Source organism: Mycobacterium gordonae (genome assembly GCF_001417955.2).
Lineage (GTDB): Bacteria > Actinomycetota > Actinomycetes > Mycobacteriales > Mycobacteriaceae > Mycobacterium > Mycobacterium gordonae_B.
Genome location: NZ_LKTM01000157.1, coordinates 47,658 through 71,082 on the forward strand (window position 1 = coordinate 47,658; position 23,425 = coordinate 71,082).

Sequence of the window (23,425 nt, forward strand, 5' to 3'; positions counted from 1 at the left end):
ATAACCAATTGAATTCGTGGAGACTGTGCAAAGTGCACAATGGGCCGGGAAACCCCGGGACCGTCCCGCCATCCCGCGGTCGTGCTCCGGCTTGCCGTGGTCGGCTGCGCGGGATTCCCAGGAGCTAAAGTTGGTGCGATGCCTCCACCCGCCCCGCCGGCGCTGACCGTTCGATACGACGGGTCGGAGCGCACGTTCGCGGCGGGCCACGACGTGGTCGTCGGCCGCGACCTGCGCGCCGACATGCGCATAACCCATCCGTTGATTTCGCGCGCCCATTTGCTGCTGCGCTTCGACCAGGGCCGCTGGCTGGCTATCGACAACAACTCGCTCAACGGCACCTACGCCAACGGTCGGCGGGTGCCGGTGGTCGACATCAGCGACGGCCAGACGGTCAACATCGGCAACCCGGACGGGCCGCTGCTCATCTTCGAAGTCGGACGGCACCGCGGCCCGGCCGGACGCCCACCGCAAACCGAATCGCTGCCGATCCTGCAGCCGTCAGGACCGGCCGGACCTTCCGGTCCCGTGCCACCCGGCGGGCCGGGGCATCCCCCACCGCCGAGCGGTCGACAGGCCACCTGGGTGGGACCGCTGCCGGGACGGCAGGGTTCCGGGGGTCCCCCACCGCCGCCGCCGGGTCAACCGATGTATCCGAGCAGCGGGGCTCCGTGGGCGCCGCCCGGATACCCGTCGAGCGGGCCACCACCGCACCCGGCGTCGTCTTCGCACATCCCGCATCCGCCGCCGACTCCGCAGGCACCGTTCCGGCCGCCGGGCCGTCTACCGGGCCCGCCGGTCGGGGCGAAGCCGCCCGAACAGGGCAACATCGCCACCAAGATGTTCCAGGCCCTGCTGGGCACGGGCACCCACGAGAAGCCAGTCGGTTCGGTCACCATCGGCCGCTCCACCGACAACGACATCGTCATCCAGGACGTGCTCGCCTCGCGGCACCACGCGTTCCTCACGCTCACGCCGCTGGGTGCGGAGATCCGCGACAACAACAGCGTCAACGGCACCTTCGTCAACGGGGTGCGGGTCGGGTCGGCGATCCTCACCGAAGGCGACCTGGTCACCATCGGCAACGTCGACCTGACGTTCACCGGGGGCACGCTGGCACGCCGCACCGCCGTGGCGTCGCGAACCGGCGGCCTGGAAGTCAACTCGGTGACGTTCACCGTCGAGGGCGGCAAGCAACTGCTCGACCACATTTCGCTGACCGCCCGGCCGGGCACGCTGACCGCGATCATCGGCGGGTCGGGCGCGGGCAAGTCCACGCTGTCGCGTCTGATCGCCGGCTACACCAGTCCCACCACCGGCAACGTGACCTTCGAGGGCCACGACATCCACGCCGAATACGCCTCGCTGCGCAGCCGGGTCGGTATGGTCCCGCAGGACGACGTGGTGCACCGGCAGCTGACCGTCAGCCAGGCGCTGGGCTACGCCGCCGAGTTGCGACTGCCCCCCGACACCAGCAAGGCCGACCGCGCACAGGTGGTCGCTCAGGTCCTCGAGGAACTGGAACTGACCAAGCACGCCGAGACCAGGGTGGACAAGCTGTCCGGCGGCCAGCGCAAGCGGGCGTCGGTCGCCCTCGAACTGCTCACCGGACCGTCGCTGCTGATCCTGGACGAGCCGACGTCCGGGTTGGACCCGGCACTGGACCGGCAGGTGATGATGATGCTGCGCCAGTTGGCCGATGCCGGCCGCGTGGTGCTGGTGGTCACCCACTCGGTGTCCTACCTCGACGTGTGCGACCAGATCCTGTTGCTGGCGCCCGGCGGCAAGACCGCATTCCTGGGTACGCCGGACCAGATCGGCGAGGCGATGGGCACCACCAACTGGGCCGACATCTTCACCAAGGTGGGCGCCGACCCCGACGAGGCCAACCGCCGCTTCCGGGAAGGCAACCGGGAGCCGGAGCGTCCGTCGCAGACCAGCCCCGCCGCCGACCTCGGCGAGCCGGTGCACAACAACGGGTTCCGGCAGTTCTCCACCATCGCGCGCCGCCAGGTCCGGCTGGTGGTCTCCGACCGTGGTTACACGGTGTTCCTGGCGTTGCTGCCGTTCTTGATCGGCGTGCTGACGCTGACGGTTCGCGGCAAGACCGGGTTCGGCATGGCCGATCCCCTCAGCAGTGCGCCCAACCAGCCCGGGCAGATCCTGGTCATGCTCAACGTCGGCGCGGTGTTCATGGGAACCGCGCTGACCATTCGCGACCTGGTCGGCGAACGGCCGATCTTCAAGCGCGAGCAGGCCGTCGGCCTGTCCACCGGCGCGTACCTGGCGGCCAAGATCGTGGTGTTCTGCGCGTTCGCCATCATGCAGGCCTTCATCGCGACCACCATCGCGGTGGTCGGTTGGGGCAAGCCGCTCTCGGGTGCGGTGCTGCTGGGTGACGTGCGATTCGAGCTGTTCGTCACCGTCGCCGCCACCTGTGTGGCATCGGCGATCCTGGGCATGGCGTTGTCCGCGATCGCCAAGTCCCAGGACCAGATCATGCCGCTGCTGGTCACCGCGATCATGTCCCAGCTGGTGTTCTCCGGCGGCATGATCTGGGTGACCAACCGGACCGGCCTGGACCAGCTGTCGTGGGCCACACCGGCGAGATGGGGTTACGCGGCGGCGTCGTCGACCATCGACACCCACCGCCTCACCCCCGGGCCGACCGACCCGAAAGACCAGCACTGGAATCACACGGCGAGCGCCTGGTTGTTCGACATGGCCATGCTCGCGGTGTTGTGCATCATCTACAGCAGCATCGTGTGGTGGAAGATCCGGCTGAAGCGCCGTTAGCCCGGGCATTCGCCGCTTAATCTGTCCGGATGAATACAACCGCGCCGGTGCTGACAGTCCGATCAGACCGTTCACACCGCGAGTTCGCGGCGGGACCCGATGTGGTCGTGGGCAGCGACCTGCGCGCCGACCTGCGCGTCGCGCATCCCCTGATCTCCCGTGCCCACCTGCTACTGCGCTTCCACCAGGGCCGGTGGCTGGCCATCGACAACAATTCGCAAAGCGGCATCTTCGTCAACGGCAAGCGGGTGCCGGGACTCGACATCCGCGATGGCCAGACCATCAACCTGGGCCAGCCGGACGGTCCGCGCATCACCTTCGAAGTCGGGCACTACCGAGGCGACGTGGGTGCGTTACCGCCGACCGAACGCGTGCCGGTGCTGGCCCTGGATGACGTCACGCGTACCACCGCCATCCCCACGATCCCGCAGCCGCCGGGCCAGGACGACACGGTGTCGCAGTCTCAGGCCGGCACGGTCCGGGTTCCGAACCAGGCGACGGGCACGGCCGCCCCGACCGCGGCCGCCCGCATCGGCCGGGCCTCCGACAACGACATCGTCATCCCTGACGTGCTGGCATCGCGCTACCACGCGCAGCTGTCCCCCAGCCCGGCCGGTGCCCAGATCCGCGACCTGAACAGCATCAACGGGACCTTCGTCAACGGCATCCGGGTCGGCTCGGCGATCCTGACCGAGGGCGACGTGGTCACCATCGGCAACGTCGACCTGGCGTTCGTCGGCGGCATCCTGGTGCGGCGCACCGAGGCCGCGACCCGCACCGGCGGCCTCGAGGTCCGCGACATCATCTTCTCGATCAACAACAACCGGCTGCTGGACAACGTGTCGATGACGGCTCGGCCAGGCACGCTGACCGCGATCATCGGGGGTTCCGGCGCCGGAAAGAGCACCCTTTCGCGGCTCATCGCAGGTAACACCACCCCGAGCTCGGGCGCGGTGACCTTCGAGGGCCACGACATTCACCAGCAGTACGCGTCGCTGCGCAGCCGGATCGGGATGGTCCCGCAGGACGACGTCGTGCACCGGCAGCTGACGGTCAACCAGGCTCTCAGCTACGCGGCCGAGCTGCGCCTGCCCCCCGACACCAGCAAAGAGGACCGCGAGCAGGTGGTGGCGCAGGTCCTCGACGAACTCGGGCTGACCAAGCACGCCGAAACCCGGGTCGACAACCTCTCCGGTGGCCAGCGCAAGCGCGCGTCGGTGGCACTGGAGCTGCTCACCGGGCCGTCCCTGCTGATCCTCGACGAACCCACGTCGGGCCTGGACCCCGCGCTGGACCTGCAGGTCATGACGATGCTGCGACAACTCGCCGACGCCGGCCGGGTGGTGCTGGTGGTCACCCACTCCCTGACCTACCTGGACGTCTGCGACCAGGTGCTGCTGATGGCGCCAGGCGGCAAGACGGCGTATCTGGGGCCGCCGGGCCAGATCGGCGACGTGATGGGCACCACCAACTGGGCGCACATCTTCGCCAAGGTCGGCGCGGACCCCGACGAGGCGAACCGGCGGTTCCTGGCCCAGAAGCAACCACCGCCGACCCCCGCGGCAGCGGCGCCGGGCGACCTCGGCGCGCCCGCCCACACCAGCGTGCGACGCCAGTTCTCCACGATTACCCGCCGCCAGGTCCGGCTGGTGGTCAACGACCGCGCCTACTTCATCTTCCTGGCGGTGCTGCCGTTCATCCTGGGAGGCCTGGCGCTGACCGTGCCCGGCAACACCGGGTTCGGGATGGCCTCGCCAACCAGCAATACCCCCGACGAGGCCGCCCAGATCCTGACGCTGCTCTCCATCGCCGCCGTCTTCATGGGCACCGCGCTGACCATCCGCGACCTGATCGGGGAGCGCCCGATCTTCCAGCGCGAACAGGCGGTCGGCCTGTCCACGTGGGCGTATCTGGGCGCCAAGCTCACGGTGTTCATCGTGTTCGCGGTCCTGCAGGCCGCGATCGCCACCGCCATCGTGATCGTGGGCAAGGGTGCTCCCACCCAGAAGGCGCTGGTGCTGGGCAATCCCAGCTTCGAGCTGTTCACCACGGTCGCCGCCACCTGTGTCGCCTCGGCGGTCGTCGGGTTGCTGCTGTCGTCGGTCGCCCGGTCCAACGAACAGATCATGCCGCTGCTGGTGGTGTCGCTGATGCTGCAGCTGGTGCTCGCCGGCGGCATGATCCCGGTGACCGACCGGGTCGGTCTGGACCAGATGTCGTGGGCGATACCCGCGCGGTGGGGGTACGCAGCCTCGGCGGCCACGGTCAACCTGCGCGAACTGGTGCCCGGTTCACTGAGCCCGGAGGACAGCCACTGGACCCACTCCCGCCCGGCCTGGCTGTTCGACATGGCGATGCTGGCCGTTCTGTCGGTGGTCTACAGCCTCGTCGTGTGGTGGAGGATCCGGCTCAAGCGGCGGTGACGGGCGCGCTGTCACCAACGGTCTCCGGGGACGCGCTGGGGGTTTTCATATGTTTGGCCCCGGCGCCGGCGGCTAACTCTCACAGGGATGAATGCGGCGGCGCCGCCGGTGCTCACAGTGCGGGCCAACGGGGCGGAACATACTTTCACCGCAGGTCACGACGTTATTGTCGGAAGTGATCTGCGCGCTGACGTGCGGGTCAGCCACCCGCTGATCTCGCGCCGGCACCTGCTGCTGCGCTTCGGCAACGGCCGGTGGCGGGCCATCGACAACTCCTCGCGGCAGGGCACATTCGTTGCGCGGCGCCGGGCCCGGGTCATCGACATCTGCGACGGCCAGCGCATCAACGTCGGCAACCCGGACGGGCCGTGCCTGACCTTCGGCGTCGGGCGGTCATTTGACGGCGCGGCGCCGACGACCGCTCCCCTGCCCACCATGCATCAGCGACGCCCGGCGGACCCGCCCACCGTTCCGCAGTCCCCGCTGCCGGCCCCACCGAGCCGGCCGGCCCCGCGAACGCAGCCCATCCCGGCCGGCGACCACTGCGCGACGATCGGGCGGGCCGGCGACAACGACATCGTCGTGCCCGACGTGCTGGCCTCGCGCCATCACGCGTTCCTGGTGCCGACCCACCTCGGTACCGAGATACGGGACTCCCGCAGCGTCAACGGGACGTTCGTCAACGGCGTGCGGGTCGGGTCCGCGACCCTGCGCCGGGGGGATGTCGTCACCGTCGGCAACGTCGACCTGAACTTCACCGGCGACGCCCTGGTCCCGCAGTCCGCCGGCGGCACCGGCGGCCTGGAAGTCAACGGCGTCCAGTTCAGCGCCGACGGCAAGGAGTTGCTCGACACCATCTCGCTGAGCGCCCGGCCCGGCACCCTGACCGCCATCATCGGCGGCTCCGGTGCGGGCAAGACCACGCTGGCAAGGCTGCTCGCCGGATACACCCGCCCGAGTTCCGGCTCGGTGACCTTCGAGGGACACGACATCCACGCCCAGTACGCGACGCTGCGAACCCGGATCGGGATGGTGCCCCAGGACGACGTCGTGCACCGCCAGCTCACGGTCAACCAGGCCCTCGGCTACGCCGCTGAGCTACGCCTGCCCCCGGACACCAGCCCGGCCGACCGCACCGCGGCGGTCGCCCGGGTGCTCGATGAGTTGAACCTCACCGAGCATGCCGACACCAGGGTGGACAAGCTTTCCGGCGGCCAGCGCAAACGCGCGTCGGTCGCCCTGGAGCTGCTCACCGGCCCGTCGCTGCTGATCCTGGATGAACCGACCACCGGCCTGGACCCGGCGCTGGATTCCCAGGTGATGATGATGCTGCGCCAGCTCGCCGACGCCGGTCGCACGGTGTTGGTGGTCACGCACTCGGTGGCCCACCTCGACCTGTGCGATCAGCTGCTACTGCTGGCCCCCGGCGGCAAGACGGCCTACTTCGGCCCACCCGACGGCGTCGCACCCGTCATGGGCACCACCAACTGGGCCGAGATCTTCATCAAGGTGGGCGCCGATCCCGACGAAGCCAAGCAGCGCTTTCTGGCCCAGCGCCGGCCGGAGCCGGAATCGCCGGCCGCCCAGCCGCGGGACCTGGGCGAGCCGGTACACATCCAGGTGCGGCGTCAGCTCTGGACCCTCGCGCGCCGGCAGGTTCGGCTGGTGGTGTCCGACCGCTGGTACACGGTGTTCCTCGCGGTGCTGCCGTTCCTCATCGGGCTGCTCACGCTGACGGTGCCCGGGCAGAGCGGGTTCGGCCTGGCCGACCCGCATGGCAAGAGCCCGGCCGAACCGGCACAGATTCTGGTCCTGCTCTGCATGGGCGCGGTCTTCATGGGCACTGCGCTGACCATCCGCGACCTGGTCGGCGAGCGTCCCATCTTCCACCGGGAACAGGCGTTCGGGCTCTCGACCAAGGCGTACCTGTTGGCCAAGATCGGCGTGTTCTGCGCGTTCGCCATCGCCCAGACGGTGATCGCCACCACGATCACAGTGATCGGCAAGGGCACCCCGAAACACGGGGCGGTGCTGCTGGGCAGTCCCACCCTCGAGTTGTACGTAGCGGTGGCCGCGACGTGCATCGTCGCGGCGATCATCGGGATGCTGCTGTCGGCGGTGGCCCGCACCAGCGACCACATCCTGCCGCTGCTGGTGGTGGCCATCATGGCGCAGCTGGTGTTCTCCAGCGGGGTGATCCCGGTGACCGACCGGGCGGTGATCGACCAGCTATCCTGGCTGACCCCGGCGCGGTGGGGTTTCGCTGCCTGCGCGTCGACCATCGACCTGAACCAGGTGCAGCCCAGCGAGTTCAGCCCGAAGGACAGCCACTGGAACCACTCGACGGGGGCCTGGCTGCTCGACATGGCGATGCTCGCGGTATTGGCCGCGGTCTACTCCGGCCTGGTGTGGTGGCGAATCCGCCTGCGCCGCTGAGTGAGGTTGCGCGGGCACCCAGTGGGGTGAGCAGACGCAAAATCGCACGAATCCGCTTCGCGGAGTGCGATTTTGCGTCTGCTCGCGCCACCTCTCAGGCGTCCAGGCGCAGGCCGTGCGCCAAGGCGAACGCCAGCGCCTGCGGCACATCGATGCGGGCGCCCGTCAACGACGCGGTGGTCCACAAGGCCGGGTCGGCGCTGGCGCCCCGCAGGTCGGCGTCATCCAGCCGGGTGCCCGTGGTGCGGGCGCCGCGCAGATCGGCGCCGCGCAACACACTCTTGCGCAGGTCGGTCTCCACCAGGCTGGTTTCGCGCAGCCGGCACCCGCTGAGGTCGACCCCGCGCAGGTCGTTGCCGCCCAGTACCGCCAGCGTGAAGTCCACCTCGTCGAACGTCGCCGGCCGCAGCCGGCACTGCGCGAAGACCGAGCCAAGCATGCTGCACTGCGCAAAACTGCTGTGCCACAGCGTAGTTCGAGTGAACACACAGTTGCGGAAGGCCGATCCGCGGTGCCGGGACTCGGCCAGGTTCACCCCGCTGAAGTCACACTCGGTGAACACGACCCGTTCGGTGTGCAGCCGGCTGAAATCCTCGTCCCGGAAGTCCTCACCGGTGAACTCGCGGTCGGTCCACTCCAAGGCGGTCAGTGGCTCGCCAGGCTGGCCAGCGCGTATTCACTCACCGCGATCAGCGCGTCGCGCGCCGAATGCCGGTTGCGGGCGTCGACGCTGATCACCGGGATGTGGTCCGGCAGGGTCAGCGCCTTGCGCACCTCACCGACCGGATACCTCGGCGCGCCGTCGAACTCGTTGACCGCGACCACGAACGGCAGCCGGCGGTGTTCGAAGAAGTCCACCGCCGCGAAGCTGTCCTGCAGCCGCCGGACGTCGACCAGCACGATCGCGCCGATCGCGCCCCGCACCAGGTCGTCCCACATGAACCAGAACCGGCGCTGGCCCGGCGTGCCGAACAGGTAGAGCACCAGATCCTCGGCCAGGGTGATGCGGCCGAAATCCATCGCGACCGTGGTGGTGCGCTTGTCCGGGGTGGCCTCGATCATGTCCACACCGGCTGAGGCGTCGGTGACCATCGCTTCGGTCCGCAACGGCATGATCTCCGACACCGCGCCGACGAAAGTGGTCTTGCCCGCGCCGAAACCGCCCGCGATGACGATTTTCGTCGAGGCGGTGTCCTGCTGCACAGGAGCCCCTTCAGAGTGCTCGTAAGCCACGCAGGGTCCTTCCTATGAGCTCGTGCCGCTCATCGCGGGTCGAACGGTCGGTCAAGGTCCTGTGCACCCGAAGGTAACCGGCCGTCACCAGATCGCCGACCAAGACGCGCGCAACACCGACCGGTAAATCCAGCCGGGCCGAGATTTCGGCGACCGACGGGCTCGCGGTGCACAACTGCAGGATCTTGCCGCGGGTGTCCCCGGCCGGCCACTGGTGAACCAGCCCCGCCTGCAGGGTCTGCACCGGCGCCTCCAGCGGAAGGTCGACGTCGGTTCCGGTCCGCCCGGCCGTCAAAGTGTACGGCCGGACCAGGTTCGGCCCGCCGGCGGTTACCGGCGGCTCGCGTTCGTCCATTGCGGTCCGGACTCGGCGCGGCGGGCGGACTGCACCACGTTGCCCACCTGTTCGACAAGGATGGCCATCTCGTACCCGATCTGACCGATATCGCACGACGGCATCGCCAGCGTGGCCAGATGCGAGCCGTCGCCGACACGCATCAGCAGCAGGAACCCGTTCTGCATCTCGACCACCGACTGCAGCACCTGTCCGCCCTCGAACAGCTGAGCCGCGCCGCTGGCCAGGCTGGCCAGCCCGGATGCCACCGCGGCCAACTGGTCGGCGCGCTCGCGCGGCAGGTGTTCGCTGGCCGCGACCGGCAGCCCGTCGACCGATACCAGCAACGCGTGCGCCACCCCCGGCACCTCTCGCACGAATTTCGACACCAGCCAGTCCAGTGGGCTGTACGACGATTGGACCGTCATTGCTCGCCTTCCCGGGTATCGCGCGCGTGTGACCGGGCGGAGCGCACACCGCTGAAATGGCTGCCGATCGAGGTACGGACGGCGTTGGGGTCGCGGGCGTGAAATCCGCCGTTGGAGACAACCGGCTCGTCGGCCTCCGCGGCGCCGGGCACCAGGCGGGCTCCCGGCGTACGCATCGGCAACCCGTGCTCGGTGCGCGACTCCACCGGCTTGTTCTCGGCTTCGGCAGCCGCCGACCAGCCGCGGTCCCACACCGTCTGCCAGTCCAGGTCGGGGCTGTCGACCAGCTGATGGGGGTCTTGGTCGCCCATGATCTCCGACAACATGCGCTGGTAGATCACGTCGTCGTCCTGCGGGCCCGACGGGGTGAGGTCGGGCGGCTCGGGTCGGGCTGCGGGCGCTGGGGCGGGGGCCGGGCGCCGGGCGAAGAACGCCGAGGTGTCCGACGCCGTGCCGGCCCCGGACTGCGCGGGCTCCGGTGCGGACGCGGGTGGCTGCGCGGATCCCTTCTCCCACCACGGCGTGGGCAACGGACGCTTGGGCTGCACCTCGGGCGGGACCTCCGCCGCCGGGGTCTCGGTGATACCGCTGGACCCGGGGCTGCGCCGGGGCAGGGACGTCACCGACGTGCCGGTCTCGCCGGTCTGCATCGGCACCCCGGCCGGTTCGGGCTCGGGCGGCTTCACCGCGAAGAACTGACGCTGGGGCGGCTGTTGCTGCTGTTGTTGGCCCTCGACCAGCACGGCGAGCGGCAGGTAGACCTCCGCCGTCGTACCGCTGCCGGCCTCGCCCGCCGCCGGTCCCCGCAGCCCGACCCGCAGCCCGTGCCGCGCGGCCAGTCGGCCCACCACGAACAGGCCCATGTGCCGCGCGTTCTCCGGGGTGACCTCACCGCCGGCCTGCAGCCGCATGTTCGCCATCCGCCGGTCGGACTCGGTCATGCCGAGCCCGGCGTCGGCGATGCGGAGCAGCACGCCGCCCTCGCTGCCGCGTACGGCGGACACCTTGACAGCGGTGGTCGGCGGCGAATAGCGCAAGGCGTTGTCGATCAGCTCCGCAAGCAGGTGGATGATGCCGCCGGCCGCCCCACCGAGCACCGTGCAGTCCGCGACCGCGGCGATCTCGACCCGTCGGTAGTCCTCGACCTCCGAGACCGCCGCGTTGATCACCGTCGCGAGCGGGACCGGTTCGCGCTGGTCACGCCCGATCTGAGCGCCGGCGAGGACGAGCAGGTTGGCGCTGTTGCGGCGCAGCCGGGCCGCCAGGTGGTCCAGCCGGAACAGGTTGTCCAGCCGCTCGGGGTCTTCTTCGTTGCGCTCGAGCCGGTCGATCAACGAGAGCTGCTGGTCGACCAGTGACCGGCTACGGCGCGACATCGTCTCGAACATGTCGTTGACCAGCAGCCGCAGCCGCGCCTCGTCGCCGGCCAGCAGCAAAGCCTGGGTGTGCAGTTCATCGACGGCGTGCGCGACCTGCCCGATCTCCTCGGTGGTGTACACCGCCAGCGGCTGCGGGATGGGCTCGGCGCCGCCCCGGATCCGGTCGATCTCGCCCTCGAGGTCGGTGTGCGCGACCTTCAGAGCGCCGTCGCGCAGCACCCGCAGCGGCTTGATCAGGGCCCGCGCCACCAGCAACACCACCGCCAGCGCCAGCCCGATGGCGACCAGCACCAGCACGGCGTCGCGGACGGCCGCGTCGCGTCGCGCCGTCGCCTGGCTCTGCACCGAGTTCGTCACCGACGAGGTGGCGTCGTTGATGATCTGCTCGGCGATGCCCTGGGTGGTGTGGATCGAGCGCAGCAGGTCGGAGTTGTCCACCAGCGAACTCTCCGGGTCGGACATGATCGCCATCCGGGCCACCAGCTGCTGCTGCAGGTTCTTGGCGTCCGGTGAGCCGGTGCCCAGCACCTCACTCATCCCGAACAGGGTGGACGGCTCGGTGCCGGCCAGGGTGATCATCGCGGTGCGCAGCTGCGGCTCGGGCAGGTCGGCGCCCCTGGTCACCAGGATCTCCTGCATGGTCATCTGCCCGCGTGCCCCGACGGCCCGGCTCAGCCCTTCCACCTGCGCCCGGATCTGCTCGCTGTCGACGTGCACCGACGCGTTGATCGCGTCCTCGGCGGTCAGCAGCAGCGGCGCGTAGGTGGTGATCCGGTCGCGCAGGCCAATGCTGTTGTCGAGCACCTTGTCCAGCAGCGACTGCCCGCCGTTGAGCAGCGTGTTGACCCCGGAGCGCACGTCGGGGATCACGTCGGTGTCGGCCAGCCGGGTCTGCAACTCGTACTTGCGGGCCGAGAAGTTCTTCTTGGCGCCTTCGACATCGCGGCCGGTGGAGCTGGCCAGCAGGGCGACGTCGAGCGCCGACATGTATCTGGTGATGGTCGGTATCACGTCGGCCCGCGCCGCGGCCAGACGCAGAGTGCCGGAGGTGGCCATGGCGCTGCGGACCTGCAACGCGCCGAACGTCGTCGCCACCAGCAGCGGCACCAGCGCGATCGCAAGCACCTTCCAGCGCACCGGCCAGTTGCTCAGCGACCAGCGCGGCGGGCGCTTGGCCGGCTTGGCCGGGGTGACGGACGGCGGGACGGGAGGAGCCGCCGCGACCTGATTGGTCGGGCGGGCGAACATCGTCACGTGCCGGCGGCCGGGCCGGCCGCACCCTTCGGTGGCGTCGCGCGAAACGAGAGACTCATGAGACTTCCTGCTGCTTTATTCGCCGGCAGATGGCCGCGGGCGTGTATGCCTGGCAATCCGACGAGTATGACAGCCCCCAGCCGAGGTCTCCATAATTGTTACTGAGTAGATAAGGTTCGCCGCAAACCCCCCGCGCGATGAGGTCACGGTCCGGCAAACTCAGGCCGGGTACTCGGCGACCGCCTTCTTCACCACCGACTCAACCTCCGCGGTGAGCAGGAACCGTTGGGCGACCAGGGCCTGCGCGGCGGACCGGACGGCGGCGGCGTAGTCGTCGCGGCTGGCGTAGCGCTCGGCCACCGACGGGCGCCCCGGCCGGAACGGCAGCTTGCTGCCGATGCGCTCGTACATCACGTCCGGGAGGTCCTCGACGAACCGGCGGGCATTCCAGCCGGTGTAGGCCGCCAGCGGCGCCGCGACGGCGGGCAGCCGGATGCCGGCCACCTCGTTGCCGTCCTCGTCGACCGCCGAGACCAAGTCGACGTGTCCCGCCGATGGCAACCACGCAGGCGCGGGGGTGTTCGCGTAGCCGAAGCCGGACAGCACCTCCTTGCGGGCCACCGCGGTGCCGTCGCTGGTCCTGGGCACCCGGCTGGCCGGGGGCTCGATCCCGTCGACGACCCAGTTCTCCAGCGCGATCAGCAGCGCCCGGGCGACCGGCGTGACGTCGAGGTGGTGCACCGGGTTGGCGGCGGGCAGGGCGTCCTTGATCTTGCTGCTGCCGAAGTGGTCGGTGCCGGCGAGCAGGTAGGTGCGGACGTCGGGGTCCTCGGGCAGGTCGGCGCCGGTTTCCGGGTCGACGTGCACCAGCGCGCCGTCACCCTGCCAGTACTCGGTGGCGCTGTTGGTGAAGATCGTCTTCGGCACGCACCCGAGTTCGCGCTGCCGGGCCAGCAGGTCGGCGCTGTTGAACGGGCCCTCGGTGCTGCTCCTGCCCGGGGTGGAGGGCTGGGCGTAGCGGTGGTTGAACTCGCCGCGGTTGGCGCTGGCGAAGTCGCTGAACACGCCGTCGAACACCTGCATCCCGGACTCGTCGACGTTCAGGCCGTCGGACAGGAACTGCCGCAGCAGCCGGCCCGCCTGGGAGACTCCGTAGGCGAAGGTGTGGGTGATGCCGTCCGCGCGCAGATGCGAAACCACATCGCGGATTGCCAGCAAACCGGCGCCGGCGACCGGGGCCAGCGCGCTCCGGTACACCAGCTCGTAGATGTGAAACGGCTGGAATCCGCCGTCCAGGGCGACGTGGGTCTCGTCGGTGAAGCGCCAGGTGTTCCGCGCAACGGTGACCGGCTCGGCGTCGGGTGCGGTGCGTACGGTCAGCACCGCTTCGGAGTCCTCGACGTCGACGGTCGGGTACGCGGTGAAGGTGAACAGCGCCTCCGCACCGGGGATCGATTCGATCTCGGGCGCCGAGAAGCTGAGTGGGTGGTCGTCCCGGACGGTGTCAGAGCGCCACTCCAGGCGCAGGAAGCCGGGTTCGACGTCGGCCTGCGGCGCGGTGAGGCCCAGGATCGCCGGCCCACGCTGCACGTCCCACTGCCAGCCGCACGAGGCGATGGTCCAGCCGCGCTCGAGCAGGAACCCGTTCTTCAGCCAGGGCGCGTTGGTGGGGACACCGCGGTTGGGCACCACGAACAGCAGCTTGCCGTTACCGCCGCTCACCGGGCGCAGCAGCCGCAGGTCGGCGTCGAAGCGGACCAGCCCGTCGGCGTCGCGCGGTGCCAGCTTCAGGTCGGCGATGCGCTGATTCGACCGGTATTCGGGGTCGACGGCGAAGGTGACAGTCGCCTCCACGTTCTCGTAGCGGCTGTCGGCGTGCGGGTAGACGTTGTGCACCTGAACTGACTCGACTGACATCTCGGCTCCTCCCCGGTGGGTCTGATCCAAGATTTCTGCAGAGCCCTTGGCGAGTTCTTGGAGACGGCTTGGCGGCGACGCCAAGAAAGGCGCAAGAATTTGGCAAGCCGACGGCTTTGCCATGATCGACGCATGTTTCGGCTGCTGTTCTATTCCCCGCGCATAGCGCCGAACACCGGCAACGCCATCCGCACGGCCGCCGCCACCGGATGCGAGCTGCACCTCGTGGAGCCGTTGGGGTTCGACCTGTCCGAGCCAAAACTGCGCCGGGCCGGGCTGGACTATCACGACCTGGCCTCGGTGACCGTGCACGAATCGCTGCAGCAGGCGTGGCGGGCGCTCGGTAGCGCCCGGGTTTACGCGTTCACCGCGCAGGCCACGGCGCGCTTCGCGGACATCGCCTACACACCCGGTGACGTGCTGATGTTCGGGCCCGAGCCGACCGGCCTGGATGCGGCCACACTGGCCGACCCGCACATCACCGCACGGGTGCGGATCCCGATGCTGGCCGGGCGGCGCTCACTGAATCTGTCCAACGCCGCGGCCGTCGCCGTCTACGAGGCGTGGCGGCAACAGGGATATGGCGGCTCGATCTGACGCGGGGCGTTCGATGGCTGCAAATGCAGAAGCAGGCTCGTGCATGAAGCACGAGCCTGCTTTCCACAGGGCACGTTGGGGGGCAGGGGGGAAACGTGCCACAGCTCGGGGGCGCCGCTAACGCGGCGCGGATATCAGGCGCAGTCCTCGGCGTGGAAAGCCGGCGCGGTGTAGACGGCTTCGGTCTCCTGGAAGAGGATTTCGTGGCTCATTCGGTCTTTCCTTTCGAGCGAAGCTTGGTCTCTGTTGTCACTTACATTGCCGGACTCGAGGCGCTCGCGGTGTCCCCCGATAGGGGACAAAGCGGGATGAATTCCGTGTCCTCCGATTGGGGGACAACTGGGGGACAAATCAGCCCGGACAGGGCAGGCCGGCTGATTTACCAGCTGTTCCAGTGCGTGAGGCTTTCGGCCGGTAACCGCTTGGCCGGCCGGAAGTCGGTGCCCTTGGTGTAGGCGATCGGGAACAGCCCGCCCTGGCTGTACTCGTCGTAGGGGATGCCCAGGATGTCGGCCACCTTGCGCTCGCCGTCGTTGAGTAGGTGCAGCGTCGTCCAGCAGGAGCCCAGACCGCGCGAGCGCAACGCCAGGCAGAAGCTCCAGACCGCCGGGAACAGCGACGCCCAGAAGGAGACGCCGCCGATCGGCGAGCTCTCTTCCCGGCCGCTGATGCACGGGATCATCAACACCGGCGCCTCGTGCATGTGCTCGGCGAGGTAGGTCGCCGAATCGCGGACCTTGCCCATCCGCTCGCCGCGGGTGTCGTCGTATTCCGGCGCCGGCGAGCTGAGGTAGCCGCTGGCGTTGGACAGGTAGACGTCGCCGATCGCCTTCTTCTTGTCCGCGTCTTCGACGAACACCCACTGCCAGCCTTGCGAATTGGAACCGGTGGGCGCCTGCAGGGCGAGGTCGAGGCATTGCATCAACACCTCGCGCGGCACCGGCTTGTCGAAGTCGAGGCGTTTGCGGACCGAGCGGGTGGTGCTCAGGACTTCATCGACGGTCAAGTTGAGGGTCATAGGTGGAGGCTACCGTTGAGCTCATGAGTATCGAACTGTCGCAAGAGGTTTCCAGCAGGCTCGAATCGGATCACTACGGCTGGCTGACCACGGTCGCCAAGTCGGGACAGCCGGTGCCGCGGCTGATCTGGTTCTACTTCGACGGCGCTGACCTGATCGTGTACACGATGCCCAGCGCCGCCAAGGTCGCCCACATCAAGGCGCGACCTCAGGTGAGCCTGAACCTCGACTCCGACGGCAACGGCGGCGGGATCATCGTCGTCGGCGGGACGGCCGCGGTGGACGCCACCGACGTCGACTGCCGTGACGACGAGCCTTACTGGGCGAAGTTCCGGGAATTGTCCGACCAGTTTGGCCTCACCGACTCGATGGGCGCCTACAGCACCCGGCTGCGGATCACGCCGACCAAGGTGTGGACCACGCCGACGGCCTGACGGCCTGTCCGGCGACGAAGCGTCACCGGAAATCCCGGGACTTCGAGCCGACGGCCAGGCTGATGAGGCCCAACCGTTCGGCGACGACGGTGATCGCACCGCTGGCGTTCTGCACCTGGCCGCGGATCAGCAACGCCGGCGCCGTGTGCGCGAGCTTGCGGTGCCGTGCCCACACCCCTGGCGTACAGAGCACGTTGACCATCCCGGTCTCGTCTTCGAGGTTGACGAACGTCACGCCCTGGGCGGTCGCGGGCCGCTGCCGATGCGTCACCGCCCCGGCGATCAGCACCCGGTCCCCGTCGGGCACCGAACCCAGCTCGGCCGCCGGCACCACTCCCATCGCGTCCAGGTCCGCCCGCAGGAACTGGGTCGGATAACTGTCCGGGGAGACGCCGGTGGCCCACACGTCCGCGGCGGCCAGCTCCAGCTCACTCATCCCCGGCAGTTCCGGGACATGTGATGACGAGCCCACCCCGGGCAACCGGTCCGGCCGTTGGGTGGCCGCGGCCCCGGCCGCCCACAGCCCTTCCCGCCGGGACATGCCGAAGCAGCCCAGCGCTCCGGCCGTCGCCAGCGCTTCGGTCTGCGGTACGGACAGTTGCAGCCGTGAGGTCAGGTCCAGCAGAGAGGTGAACGGGCCGTTGGCTTTTCGCTCCTCGGCCAGCTTCTCGGCCAGCTCGTCGCCGATATGGCGGACGGCGCCAAGGCCGAGGCGGACCTCCATTCCGTCATTTTCCAAGGTGGCGTGGGCCAGGCTGGCGTTGACGTCCGGACCATGCACCAGCACCCCGTGCCGGCGTGCGTCGGCCACCAACGACTGTGGCGAGTAGAAGCCCATCGGCTGGGCGCGCAACAGCGCGGCACAGAACGCCGCCGGGTGGTGCAACTTGAACCACGACGAGTAGAACACCAGCGACGCGAAGGACAGCGCGTGACTTTCCGGAAACCCGAAATTGGCGAATGCGTGCAGCTTTTCGTAGATCCGGTCGATCACGTCATCGGAGGCACCGTGCAGGGAGCGCATGCCCTCGTAGAACCGGCCGCGTAGCCGTTGCATTCGTTCGGTCGACCGCTTGGACCCCATGGCACGACGCAGCTGGTCGGCCTCGGCGGCGGAGAAGCCGGCGCAGTCGACCGCCAGTTGCATCAACTGTTCCTGAAACAGCGGCACACCCAACGTTTTCCGCAATGCCGGCTCCATGGAGGGATGGTCGTAGACCACCGGATCCAGGCCGTTGCGCCGACGGATGTAGGGGTGCACCGACCCGCCCTGGATGGGCCCGGGGCGGATCAGCGCTACCTCCACCACCAGGTCGTAGAAAAGCCGGGGCCGCAGCCGCGGCAAGGTGGCCATCTGGGCTCGCGACTCAACCTGGAAAACGCCCACCGAATCGGCCCGGGACAGCATCTCGTACACCGCGGGTTCGGAGAGGTCGAGCCTGGCGAAATCCACCTCGATGCCCTTGTGCTCGGCAACCAGATCCCGGGCGTAGTGCAGCGCCGAGAGCATGCCCAGCCCCAGCAGATCGAACTTCACCAAACCGATTGCCGCACAGTCGTCTTTGTCCCACTGCAGGACGCTGCGGTTCTCCATGCGCGCCCACTCCACCGGGCACACGTCGGCGATCGGGCGGTCGCAGATCACCATGCCCCCGGAGTGAATGCCCATGTGCCGCGGCAGGTTCCGGATCTGCTCGGCCAGGTCGACAACCTGTTCCGGAATACCCTCGATATCGGCGGGCTGCCCGCTCCAGTGACTGATCTGTTTGCTCCACGCGTCCTGCTGCCCCTGCGAGAACCCCAGGGCACGTGCCATGTCGCGCACCGCGCTGCGGGCCCGGTAGGTGATGACGTTGGCGACCTGGGCGGCATAGTCGCGGCCGTATTTGTCGTAGACGTACTGGATGACTTGTTCCCGCTGATCCGACTCGATGTCGATGTCGATGTCGGGCGGCCCATCGCGGGCGGGTGACAGGAACCGCTCGAACAGCAGATCGTTGGCCACCGGGTCGACCGCCGTCACCCCCAGTGCGTAACAGACCGCGGAGTTAGCCGCCGATCCCCTGCCCTGGCACAGAATGTCGTTGCGCCGGCAGAACTGGGTGATGTCGTGCACCACCAGGAAGTAACCCGGGAACCGCAGTTGAGCAATCACTTTCAGCTCATGCTCGATCTGGGCATACGCCCGTAGGGCGACGTCCGCGGGGCCGTACCGGTCGGCGGCGCCCGCCATGGTCAGCGTCCGTAGCCAGCTGTCCTCGGTGTGCCCGTCGGGTACGTCGAACGGCGGCAGCTGCGGCGCGATCAGCGCCAGGCCGAAGGCGCACTGCTCGCCGAGTTCGGCGGCGGCGGCCACCACGTCAGGGCCCCCAAAGGGCACATGCGCGAACAGCCGGGCCATCTCCTCGCCCGAGCGCAGATGCGAGCCGCCCAGTGGGGCCAGCCACCCGGCCGCGGCGTCCAGGGATTGCCGGGCCCGGATGGCGCCCATCGCCATGGCCAGCCGGCGCCGCGACGGTCCCGCGAAATGGGCCCCGGTGGTGGCCACGACGCCGACCCCGAAATGCGGCGCCAGTTCGGCCAGCACCGCGTTGCGTTCGTCGTCGAGCGGCTGACCGTGATGAGTCAGTTCGATACTGACCCGGTCGGCGGTGAACCGATCCACCAGATCGGCCAGCGCCCGTTTCGCCGCTTCCGGGCCGCCCGCCGAAAGCGACTGTCGCACAGCTCCTTTGCGGCATCCCGTGAGTATGTGCCAGTGCCCGCCGGCCGCCTCGGTCAACGTGTCGATGTCATAGCGGAGCTTGCCCTTCTCACCGCCGGCCAGGTGTGCGGCGGCCAGTTGCCGGGACAGCCGTCGGTACCCTTCCGGACCGCGCGCCAGCACCAGCAGATGCGGACCGGGCGGGTCCGGCTGCTCGGTGCGCGCCACTGAAGACAACGACAGCTCGGCACCGAACACCGTGCGCACGCCGAGCTCGGTGGCCGCTTCGGCGAACCGCACCGCCCCGTAGAGGCCGTCGTGGTCGGTCAGCGCGAGGGCACGCAGGCCCAGGCGGGCGGCCTCCTCGACCATCTCCTCCGGCGTGCTGGCCCCGTCGAGGAAGCTGTACGCCGAATGCGCGTGGAGCTCGGCGTAGGCGACCGACGAGCGCACCCGCCGCCCATCCGGTCTTGCCGTATACGACCCCCGCTTGTGCGAGAGCGGAGCGTCACCGGCCGGCACAACCGGGGCCGCTTGACCAGCATGGCGTGGCTTGCCGTCGAGCACCCGCTCCATCTCGGCCCAGCTCGGGGGTCCGTGGTACCAACCCATAATATCAGTCTATCGAACAAATGTTCGATACGCCACGGACAACGAGGCGGACTGCCGAACAACTTCGCAACGGCGATGAAAAGATTTGCGAACGGCATCTGACGGCACCGCATCACCGCTGTTAAACGCACCTTTATCGGAAAAACATGTTCTTAACCTGACAGACCTCGCCACGTGCACCCACCACCCGGATACTGGTACAGATTGAAAAAGGCGACGGCGGGGGCTGGGCATGGCACAACCGATGACAGCGGGCACGGGACTCACCCGGGCTCCGGACTCGAACCGGCACATCGGCATGACGGCTGCGGTCGCCGTCCTGGCCGGACCCGTCCCACCAGCCCACGACATCAAAGATCTGCTGGCCGAACGCTTTACATCCGGATCAGACATCACCGCGCACCTGCAACGGGTGGCGCTGCCGGCCCCAGGTGACGACGGCGAACTGTTCCGAGCCATCGCCCACGCCCTGGAACGACCGCTGGAACCCGACTTCCCGCTCTGCGAATGCTGGATCATCGAGGGCCTGCAGAACGGCCGCTGGGCGATCCTGGTCAAGGTCGGTGCGGGCCGGGACCAGCACCCGTCCCCGGCCCAGCTGCTCGCCCGGCTCTGCGACCACGACCGGGGCGCCTTCGGTGATTCGACTGCCGCAGTTACCTTCTCACCCGAACCCACGCCCGGCTGGGCCGACGCCACGCGGCAGGCCGCGACTCGCGTCGTCAACGGCCTCTCCGCCGCGGCCGGCATCCTGCGACCCTGGCCGTCCGCCGGTCCGCCGCCGACCGTCCTGCGCTACCAGACGGTCGTCGTACCCCGCGGCGCCGTCGACCACATCGCCCGCAAGTTCGGCGCGACCTCCGACGACATCGCCCTGGCGGCGATCACCGAGGGATTCCGCGCCGTTCTCATCGGTCGAGGCGTACAACCACAAGCAGATTCGCTGCGCACTCTGGGCACGCCGTTGACTCACCTACCCGTCGAGCACCGGGACCCCTTTGCCCAGCTGCACGCGGTGCGCACCCAGGCAAGCCGGCGATCTCCAGGCCAATCACCTTTGGCGCTGTGCGCCAAGATGATTCACGCGCTGGCCCGAATCCCGCAGCAGGACGTGATCGCGCTGGCCACCGCGCCCCCCGGACCGCGCTACCAGTTGTGGCTGATGGGCCGGCGGCTCGAGCGGCTACTGCCGATCCCGCCGACGGCGCCGCAACACGGCACCGGGGTCGCGGTACTGAGCTACGGCAGCGACCTCGTCTTCGGTATCACCACCGACTATGACTCCGACCCGAACATCCTTGCCGCCGGCATCGAATCGGGGGTGGCGCGCCTGACGGCGCTCGGCCGGGACTCGGTCGTGCTTTTCGACCGCCGACGCAAGCGCCGCGCCCTACCCAACAGCGCGGTGCGGTGGCGGCCGTCACCGGCGTCCGCCCGAGTGCGCCACTGACCGACACCCGCATCGGCCACCGTGAGAAGGTGGGGCATGCCAAAATCGGGGCCGGTGACAATCGACCCACGCCACCACGATGCGGTGTTGTTCGACGCGGCGCTGCCGCCCGCCCATCCGCTGCTCGAGCGTCTGCGCTCCGTGCATGTCGGCACCGCCGTCTGCGCGCCCGGCGGCCTGGTCGAGGCGGCCCGGCGGTTGTCCACCCGGCCTGGTCGGTGCGCCGTCATCGCGTCGGACACAGCCGGTGTCACCGCCGCCCGCGACGCCGGTTTCGCGCTGGTGATCGCGGTCGGCCCCGAGCGCGTCCCGGGCGCCGACGCGGTGGTCGCCGACCCTCGTGAGGTCGAGGTGCGCACCGGTGACAAGCGCATGTCCGAACTGCCCGATGCCGTGCACGCCGTCGATCTCGCCGGCCGGGCCCCTGCGGTGTTCTTCGACTTCGACGGCACCTTGTCCGACATCGTGAACGATCCCGACGCGGCCCGGCCGGTCGCGGGCGCATCCGAAGCACTACGGGAACTGGCCGCGCAGTGCCCGGTCGCGATACTCAGCGGCCGCGACCTGGCCGACGTCTCCACACGTGTGGGCCTTCCGGGCATCTGGTATGCCGGCAGCCACGGGTTCGAGCTCACCGCACCCGACGGCACCCACCACCAGAACGAAGAAGCCGCCGCGGCCATCCCGGTGCTGGAGCAGGCGGCGGCGGAACTTCGTGAGCAACTCGGATCGATTCCCGGGGTAGTGGTGGAGCACAAGAGATTCGGCGTCGCAGTGCACTACCGCAATGCCGAACGGGACCGGGTCGGGGAGGTGGCCGCGGCGGTGCGCAATGCCGGGCAGCGCGACGCGCTGCGGGTCACGACAGGACGCGAAGTCATCGAATTGCGTCCGGATCTGGATTGGGACAAGGGCAAGACCCTGCGCTGGGTGATGGAGCATCTTGGCGCGCAAGCGGGTTCCCGGCTGCCGATCTATCTCGGCGATGACATCACCGATGAGGATGCGTTCGATGCGGTCCGCGGCGATGGCATCCCAATCCTGGTGCGGCACAACGATGATGGCGATCGCGCCACCGCGGCGCTGTATGCTCTGGACAGCCCCTCCCAAGCCGCCGAATTCACTCTTCGGCTGGCCCGGCAATTATCTGACGCTGGCGTGAATTAACTTGCGGCTCTTCGGAATTCTGCGGTAAAAGCAGCACCCGGGGTTCCGTTTGGCGTTACGCTCCCGGCAGTCTATCGGGAGGACTGCCATGTCGTTCGTGTTCGCAAATCCGGAATCGATGGCCTCCGCGGCAACCGACCTGGCAGCAATCAGATCCGCTGTCGACGCGGCCCGTACCGCGGCCCTGGGCCCGACCGCTCAACTGCAGGCTGCTGCCGCCGATGAGATCTCACAGGCGATCACCGCGATATTCGGCCAGCACGCCTTGTCGTTCCAAACCGCCGGCGCGCAGGCGACGGCGCTTCATCAGCAGTTCGCCCAGGCACTGAACTCCGGGGCCGGCGCCTATGCACTTGCCGAAGCCACCAACGTCCAGCAGACGCTGTTGGACGCGATCAACGCACCCACCCAGGCGCTGCTGGGGCGACCGCTGATAGGCGACGGCGCCAACGGGACGGCGACCAGCCCGAACGGTGGCGCGGGTGGGCTGTTGTACGGCAACGGCGGCAACGGCTATTCCCAGGCGGCTGGTTCCGGGGCGGCCGGCGGGAGCGGGGGCGCCGCGGGACTGATCGGCAACGGCGGTGCGGGCGGGACGGGCGGTAGTGGCGCTACGGCCGGCGCGGCCGGCGGCAGTGGTGGGTCCGGAGGCGCCGGCGGTTGGCTATGGGGCAACGGCGGCGCCGGCGGGGCCGGCGGCAGCGGCGTGGCCGGGGCAACGGGCGCCGGCCTCGGCCAGGCCGGAGGTGACGGCGGTAGTGGCGGAGCCGGTGGCGCGGCGGGACTGCTGGGCGGCAACGGCGGGGCCGGCGGCCACGGCGGAGACGGCGCGGCCGGCGGGTTGTCGACCGCGAACAACAGCGTCGGCGGTCATGGCGGAACCGCAGGCGGTGGTGGGACCGGCGGCCGCGGTGGACTGGCCTGGGGCGACGGCGGGAGCGGCGGCGGGGGCGGCAACGCCGGTGCCGGAGGAAACGCCGGGACGAGCGCCGCGCGTGCCTTCCTGGGAACCGGCGGCGATGCGGGCGGTGCCGGCAGCGGCGGCGCCGGCGGGACCGCCGGATTGTTCGGTGGCGGCGGTGGAGCCGGCGGCGGTGGCGGTGACGGCGCAGATGGGGGAATCGCCTGGGGTGGATTCAACGCCGGTCAGGGCCCCCTGGCGAGCGGCGATGGCAGCGGCGGCGGCACCGGCGGGGCCGGTCAGAGCGCCGGACTGCTGTGGGGCGGGGCCGGTGCCGGCGGG

General features: G+C 69.4%; 16 protein-coding genes. 8 read left to right on the forward strand and 8 right to left on the reverse strand.

Annotation, left to right across the window (positions count from 1 at the left end; genetic code table 11):
• Positions 1 to 138: 138 nt before the first annotated feature.
• The 3 genes from AO501_RS14000 to AO501_RS14010 all read left to right on the forward strand — a co-directional run bounded on the left by AO501_RS14000 (position 139) and on the right by AO501_RS14010 (position 7,655).
• Positions 139 to 2,796 (forward strand): FHA domain-containing protein, encoded by a 2,658-nt coding sequence (locus tag AO501_RS14000; protein ID WP_055578294.1) that lies wholly within the window; start codon positions 139 to 141, stop codon positions 2,794 to 2,796.
• 29 nt (positions 2,797 to 2,825) lie between these two features.
• Positions 2,826 to 5,219, forward strand: a complete 2,394-nt coding sequence (locus AO501_RS14005; RefSeq protein ID WP_055578295.1) for an ATP-binding cassette domain-containing protein — start codon at positions 2,826 to 2,828, stop codon at positions 5,217 to 5,219.
• Between the two features lie 87 nt (positions 5,220 to 5,306).
• Positions 5,307 to 7,655, forward strand: a complete 2,349-nt coding sequence (locus AO501_RS14010; RefSeq protein ID WP_055578296.1) for an ATP-binding cassette domain-containing protein — start codon at positions 5,307 to 5,309, stop codon at positions 7,653 to 7,655.
• A gap of 94 nt (positions 7,656 to 7,749) precedes the next feature.
• Here the strand turns inward: AO501_RS14010 and AO501_RS14015 are convergent, their stop codons facing one another.
• From AO501_RS14015 to AO501_RS14040, 6 genes are all read right to left on the reverse strand, one after another.
• A complete protein-coding gene (locus AO501_RS14015; protein ID WP_156452549.1) occupies positions 7,750 to 8,295 on the reverse strand; it encodes a pentapeptide repeat-containing protein in 546 nt (181 codons plus the stop codon).
• A gap of 5 nt (positions 8,296 to 8,300) precedes the next feature.
• Complete coding sequence (locus tag AO501_RS14020; protein WP_055578298.1) at positions 8,301 to 8,888, reverse strand: GTP-binding protein; 588 nt, start codon at positions 8,886 to 8,888, stop codon at positions 8,301 to 8,303.
• Positions 8,869 to 9,243 (reverse strand): DUF742 domain-containing protein, encoded by a 375-nt coding sequence (locus AO501_RS14025; protein ID WP_055578299.1) that lies wholly within the window; start codon positions 9,241 to 9,243, stop codon positions 8,869 to 8,871. The genes AO501_RS14020 and AO501_RS14025 overlap by 20 nt, the downstream gene beginning before the upstream one ends.
• On the reverse strand, positions 9,219 to 9,650 hold the full coding sequence (locus tag AO501_RS14030) for a roadblock/LC7 domain-containing protein (RefSeq protein WP_055578300.1): 432 nt from the start codon (positions 9,648 to 9,650) through the stop codon (positions 9,219 to 9,221). The genes AO501_RS14025 and AO501_RS14030 overlap by 25 nt, the downstream gene beginning before the upstream one ends.
• Positions 9,647 to 12,283: an ATP-binding protein gene (locus AO501_RS14035; protein WP_231752487.1), complete on the reverse strand. Its 2,637-nt coding sequence runs from the start codon at positions 12,281 to 12,283 to the stop codon at positions 9,647 to 9,649. The genes AO501_RS14030 and AO501_RS14035 overlap by 4 nt, the downstream gene beginning before the upstream one ends.
• Before the next feature lie 219 nt (positions 12,284 to 12,502).
• Complete coding sequence (locus AO501_RS14040) at positions 12,503 to 14,200, reverse strand: alpha/beta hydrolase domain-containing protein (RefSeq protein WP_055578301.1); 1,698 nt, start codon at positions 14,198 to 14,200, stop codon at positions 12,503 to 12,505.
• A 132-nt stretch (positions 14,201 to 14,332) separates the two neighbouring features.
• Between AO501_RS14040 and AO501_RS14045 the strand changes: the two genes are divergently transcribed.
• Entirely contained in the window at positions 14,333 to 14,797 is a 465-nt protein-coding gene (locus AO501_RS14045) for a tRNA (cytidine(34)-2'-O)-methyltransferase (protein WP_055578302.1), read from the forward strand.
• A 379-nt stretch (positions 14,798 to 15,176) separates the two neighbouring features.
• On the opposite strand, the gene AO501_RS14050 is transcribed toward AO501_RS14045, so the two are convergent.
• Complete coding sequence (locus AO501_RS14050; RefSeq protein WP_055578303.1) at positions 15,177 to 15,815, reverse strand: nitroreductase family protein; 639 nt, start codon at positions 15,813 to 15,815, stop codon at positions 15,177 to 15,179.
• A gap of 23 nt (positions 15,816 to 15,838) precedes the next feature.
• On the opposite strand from AO501_RS14050, the gene AO501_RS14055 reads away from it, so the two are divergent.
• Positions 15,839 to 16,249, forward strand: coding sequence for a TIGR03667 family PPOX class F420-dependent oxidoreductase (locus tag AO501_RS14055; RefSeq protein WP_055578313.1), 411 nt, complete (start codon positions 15,839 to 15,841; stop codon positions 16,247 to 16,249).
• Positions 16,250 to 16,271: 22 nt separating this feature from the next.
• On the opposite strand, the gene AO501_RS14060 is transcribed toward AO501_RS14055, so the two are convergent.
• Positions 16,272 to 19,565 (reverse strand): error-prone DNA polymerase, encoded by a 3,294-nt coding sequence (locus AO501_RS14060; protein WP_055578304.1) that lies wholly within the window; start codon positions 19,563 to 19,565, stop codon positions 16,272 to 16,274.
• 232 nt (positions 19,566 to 19,797) lie between these two features.
• Here AO501_RS14060 and AO501_RS14065 point away from each other — a divergent pair, with 232 nt between their 5' ends.
• From AO501_RS14065 to AO501_RS14075, 3 genes are all read left to right on the forward strand, one after another.
• A complete protein-coding gene (locus tag AO501_RS14065; protein WP_055578305.1) occupies positions 19,798 to 21,015 on the forward strand; it encodes a wax ester/triacylglycerol synthase domain-containing protein in 1,218 nt (405 codons plus the stop codon).
• A 36-nt stretch (positions 21,016 to 21,051) separates the two neighbouring features.
• A complete protein-coding gene (gene otsB / locus AO501_RS14070) occupies positions 21,052 to 22,182 on the forward strand; it encodes a trehalose-phosphatase (protein WP_055578306.1) in 1,131 nt (376 codons plus the stop codon).
• 88 nt (positions 22,183 to 22,270) lie between these two features.
• Positions 22,271 to 23,425: PE family protein (locus AO501_RS14075; RefSeq protein WP_055578307.1), on the forward strand; the 1,155-nt coding region annotated here is incomplete at its 3' end.

Coding starts and splice junctions, on each gene's coding strand:
- AO501_RS14045 (WP_055578302.1), top strand. CDS start 14,333: ATGTTTCGGCTGCTGTTCTATTCCCCGCGCATAGCGCCGAACACCGGC.
- AO501_RS14065 (WP_055578305.1), top strand. CDS start 19,798: ATGGCACAACCGATGACAGCGGGCACGGGACTCACCCGGGCTCCGGAC.
- AO501_RS14005 (WP_055578295.1), top strand. CDS start 2,826: ATGAATACAACCGCGCCGGTGCTGACAGTCCGATCAGACCGTTCACAC.
- AO501_RS14060 (WP_055578304.1), bottom strand. CDS start 19,565: ATGGGTTGGTACCACGGACCCCCGAGCTGGGCCGAGATGGAGCGGGTG.
- AO501_RS14010 (WP_055578296.1), top strand. CDS start 5,307: ATGAATGCGGCGGCGCCGCCGGTGCTCACAGTGCGGGCCAACGGGGCG.
- AO501_RS14055 (WP_055578313.1), top strand. CDS start 15,839: ATGAGTATCGAACTGTCGCAAGAGGTTTCCAGCAGGCTCGAATCGGAT.
- AO501_RS14050 (WP_055578303.1), bottom strand. CDS start 15,815: ATGACCCTCAACTTGACCGTCGATGAAGTCCTGAGCACCACCCGCTCG.
- AO501_RS14040 (WP_055578301.1), bottom strand. CDS start 14,200: ATGTCAGTCGAGTCAGTTCAGGTGCACAACGTCTACCCGCACGCCGAC.
- AO501_RS14025 (WP_055578299.1), bottom strand. CDS start 9,243: ATGGACGAACGCGAGCCGCCGGTAACCGCCGGCGGGCCGAACCTGGTC.
- otsB (WP_055578306.1), top strand. CDS start 21,052: ATGCCAAAATCGGGGCCGGTGACAATCGACCCACGCCACCACGATGCG.
- AO501_RS14000 (WP_055578294.1), top strand. CDS start 139: ATGCCTCCACCCGCCCCGCCGGCGCTGACCGTTCGATACGACGGGTCG.
- AO501_RS14030 (WP_055578300.1), bottom strand. CDS start 9,650: ATGACGGTCCAATCGTCGTACAGCCCACTGGACTGGCTGGTGTCGAAA.